General features: G+C 75.2%; 3 protein-coding genes. 1 reads left to right on the top strand and 2 read right to left on the bottom strand.

The window, feature by feature from the left end; translation table 11 throughout:
- Together L1885_RS25220 and L1885_RS25215 are read right to left on the bottom strand one after the other, a co-directional pair.
- Positions 1–1,454: protein kinase domain-containing protein (locus L1885_RS25220; RefSeq protein WP_235799477.1), on the bottom strand; the 1,454-nt coding region annotated here is incomplete at its 3' end.
- Entirely contained in the window at positions 1,451–3,196 is a 1,746-nt protein-coding gene (locus L1885_RS25215; RefSeq protein WP_235799476.1) for a S1 family peptidase, read from the bottom strand. The genes L1885_RS25220 and L1885_RS25215, both read right to left, overlap by 4 nt.
- An 81-nt stretch (positions 3,197–3,277) precedes the next feature.
- Here L1885_RS25215 and L1885_RS25210 point away from each other — a divergent pair, with 81 nt between their 5' ends.
- The gene (locus L1885_RS25210) at positions 3,278–3,661 is read left to right on the top strand and encodes a trypco2 family protein (protein WP_235799475.1); all 384 of its coding nucleotides are present in this window, start codon (positions 3,278–3,280) and stop codon (positions 3,659–3,661) included.
- Positions 3,662–3,814: the final 153 nt, after the last annotated feature.

Raw genomic sequence — 3,814 nt, 5'->3', positions numbered from 1 at the left:
CGCGGCCGGCCGGCCACTGCCCCGTGCGCCGCGGCGTCCTCCCGGCTCCCCGCCCGGCCCGCGGCGGAGGGGACGCGCCTCCCGCCGGAGACGAACCGCCGCATCACGTCCAGGGGTCCGCCCGGCCCGCTGCCGCGCGGCCGCCCGCTCCAGTGGGCCAGCGGCAGGACGCTGCCCAGGTCGGCACCGAACAGTTCGGCGGTGGGCGCGAACAGCGTGGAGCGTTCCGGGAACTCCTCGTTGTAGAGCAGGGCCCGGTGCTCGCGCAGCACCTCCCACAGCTGCCGGGACATCTGCGCCGCGGAGGTGAAGCGCGCCTCGGGCCGCATGTGGGTGGCGCGGGCGACCAGATGGCCGAAGGACCGGGCGGCGAGGGCCTTCGCCGGCAGCGCCCGCTCGGCGAGGTGCGCCAGGGTCCTGCCGACCGTGTAGAGGTCGCTGTCGGTGTGGAAGCCCCGGCTGTGGCGCTCGGCGGCGGGCGGCGCGTACCGCTCGTCGTAGACGAGCCGGCTCTCGTGGTCCTCCGTCCTGCGCACCCCGCCCAGGTCGATAATCTTGATCTCCCGCTCGTAGTGGATGACGTTGTCGGGCTTCATGTCGCAGTAGAGCCAGCCGAGTTGGTGCAGGTATTCGAAGGCGCCGAGGATCTTGCAGCCGTAGGTGATGACGTGACCGATGTCGAGCGGCCCGCCGAAGAGGGCCCGCAGCTCGGTGTCGGAGGCGTCGACGATCTCCCGCAGCGAGCGGCCGCCGACGTACTCCATCACCAGGTAGTCGACCGGCTCGGCGTCCTGCTCGCCCCGGTGGTGCTCGAAGGTGATGATGCGGACGATGTCGCTGTGGCGCAGGGTGGTGAGCAGGTGCCGCTCGGCCTCGGCGATGGTGCGGGCAGCCTCGTCGCTCGGGTCGATCATCGTCTTGAGGACGACGCGCTGCTCCGGGTTGTGGACGTCGCGTGCGAGGTAGACCCAGCCGAACCCGCCGGGGGTGAGGTAGCCGAGCACCTCGTAGTGCTCCCCGACGCGGTCCGACGGGCGCAGCCGGGGCCGGAAGGTGTAGCGCCGGCCGCAGTCGACGCAGAAGCCCTCCTCCGCGGGCGGGCGGCCGCCGTATCCGATGCCGATCCTGCCGTCGCATCCGGCCGTCGGGCAAGCCCGGCCGCCGCTGGGCAGCCGGGCCTCGGGCGTGGCCGCCTTCGCCACGTCGCCCACCACCACGTACGGGAGGACCACCAGGCCGTCGCGGTCCAGGGGCTCCTTCACCGCGGGGCCGTGCGGCCCGTCCGCGGCGCTCCCCTCGGCGGGCGCTCCCGCGGGGGCGCCGGGCCCGCCGGGCGCCTGCTCGGGCCGCGCCCGCAGGGGCCGGCGCAGACAGGCGTCGCAGAACCCCGTCTCCTGGATGACGCCGGGCTTGCCCGGGCAGTCCGCTCTGACGCATTCCCTCGGGGTGCTCATCTCGGGGACGGACCTCCAGTGCCGTGGGGAGGGTTCAGCACGGTGTCGACGTACGCGACGAAGCGGCCGACGGCCTCGCCGGCGGCCGCGACGTCGCAGGGCCGCGTCCGCAGCAGGCGGCGGGCGTCGAGGTAGAGGTCGCCGCCGGGTGAGCCCGCGCGCAGGTGGTCCTCCGAGCCCAGCGGCGAGCCGGCCAGCAGCAGGTGGTACGCGGACAGCCGGCCGTCGAGTTCGTCGCGCCGCGCGCGCTGCACGCCCAGGCGCTCGTTGGCGGTGTTCACCAGGGCGAGGGCCCGCGCGGTGCGGCGCTCGTGGGCGTGCAGGTCCGGCACGAGCGCGAGGAGCGTGCCGGCGTCGGGGACGGTGGCGGGCAGGAACCCCTTGAGCACGTAGGCGCGTTCGAGGTGGGCGACGACGCCTCCGACGTCGGCGGCGACGGTGCGCCGCAGGGTCTCGAACGTCGTCGCGCTCTGTCCGGTCACCTCGTCGAGCAGGCGGCGCACGCGCTCGAACAGCTCGCGCGCGGGCAGCTCGACGAGTTCACGCTCGGCCCGTTCGCGCAGCGGGCCGTCCTTCCGGAAGACCAGCAGCAGTCTGCTGCCGTGCCCCCGCACGACCTCCAGCAGGTCCAGGAGCCGGTCGGGCTCCGCCGCCTCGTCCACGCCCACGACGACGAGGGTCAGCCGCCGCCCGCCCCTCCTGATGCGTTCCGCCGCCGAGGAGACGGGCGGCTTCCCGCTCCACAGGCCGGTGCGGTCGGCGATCCGGTCCGCCATCTGCTCGGCGGTGCGCCCGGCCGCGTCGAGGGCCAGGTCGTGGCCGCCGGCCCGCGGCACGGTGCCGGGCGGGGGCGGGTGGGGGTCGGTCGGGCGTGAGCCGTGCGGCGAGGTGCTGCTCAGTTCCCGGTCGGCGAGGATGATGGCCCGGCGCAGCGTCGCGTCCCGCCCCGGGTCGTCCGCGGCCACGACGCTGAGCTTGACGGGGTGGCCGTCGTCGCCGAACCACGCGGCGAGGCGCTGCGCGAACTCGTGGTCGAACGGGGACCGTCCGCCGTCGGCCGCGGAAGCGGTGGAGCCGGAGCGCAGCCCGGCGTCGACGGCGGAGCGCCCCGTCGTCCAGTCCGCGACGCGCGGCAGGTGGCGGACGATCGTCTCGGCCGGACTCATGTAGGTGAACCCGCTCGCGAAGGTGTTCGGGCCGCGGCGCAGCAGCATGCCGATCACCCGGCCGGTGGCCACGTCGATGACGCCGGCGCCGCTGCAGCCGGGCCGGGCCACGTCGCCGACCCTCTCCGACCTCAGCAGGATCCGGCCGTCCCGGCCCACGGCACCGAGCAGGGTCGCGGGCAGTCTGATGCCGCCGTTGTAGCCCTCCGGGAAGCCGTAGATCTGCACGTCCCGGTTGGGCGCCGACAGCCGGTGCAGGAGCACCGCCTGGTCCGCGGGGCGTGGGCGGGTCAGACGCAGCAGGGCGACGTCGCCGCTCGCGTCCTGGTCCCCGTCCTGTGTCTGCGCGACGTACGCCTCCGGGACCACGGACGCGTCCACCGCCGTGACCGCGGCGTCCTCCATGAACTCGGCGACGTACGCGCCGCCGTCCTCCACGACGTGGGCGCACGTCAGCACGTGGTCCGCGTCCAGCAGGATGCCCGCTCCGAGAATGCCACCGCCCTTGCGCCGTATTCTGGCCGCCCACCGAGGTGGTCCCGCGTAGGTGTCGGCCTGTCCCCCGTCGGCCTTCATGACCCCACACCATACGCGCGTCCCGCGTGTCAACGCCGTTGACTCGCCCAACAGTTGTCCGTTGCGTTATCGTCCCGTGGCATGAGCGGGAACGCGCGTGACGGGGACCCGGAGCCGGGTTTCGCGGGGCTGGCCGAGGTCGTCCGGCAGATCCGCGGCGAGCTGGAGTCCGCCCACGGGCAGCGCGCGGGCTCGCAGATCGGCTTCACGGTGGACAAGGTGAGCCTCGAGTTCACCGTGCAGGTGCACAAGTCGGGGACCGGCAAGGGCGGTGTGCGGATCGGTGTCGTCACCGCGGAGCTGGGCGGCACGCTCGACCGGGCCACGACCCACCGGGTGCAGGTGGAGCTGAAGCCCACCTGGGGCCAGGACGGGCCACTCAACCTGAGCCGGCCGGACGAGGACGCGGGCGGCGGGACCGGCGGCGACGGCGGGCCGGACGCCGACGACCACTGGGCGCCCTGACCACCGCGGGCGGCCGCCTCCGCGGCAACCGCCGGGCGCCCGGACCGCCTCCACGGACGCCGGGCATCCCGGTCGCCGCCCTCCGGCCGCCGGGCGCAGCGTCGGCCCGTCCCGGCAGCCTCCCCGCGTGAGCGCGCTACGGGCCCGCCGCCG

Source organism: Streptomyces fuscigenes, from assembly GCF_021556455.1.
GTDB classification, from domain to species: domain Bacteria; phylum Actinomycetota; class Actinomycetes; order Streptomycetales; family Streptomycetaceae; genus Streptomyces; species Streptomyces fuscigenes.
Note: the sequence above shows the minus strand (reverse complement) of the source record. Positions and strands in the feature narration are given on the sequence as shown.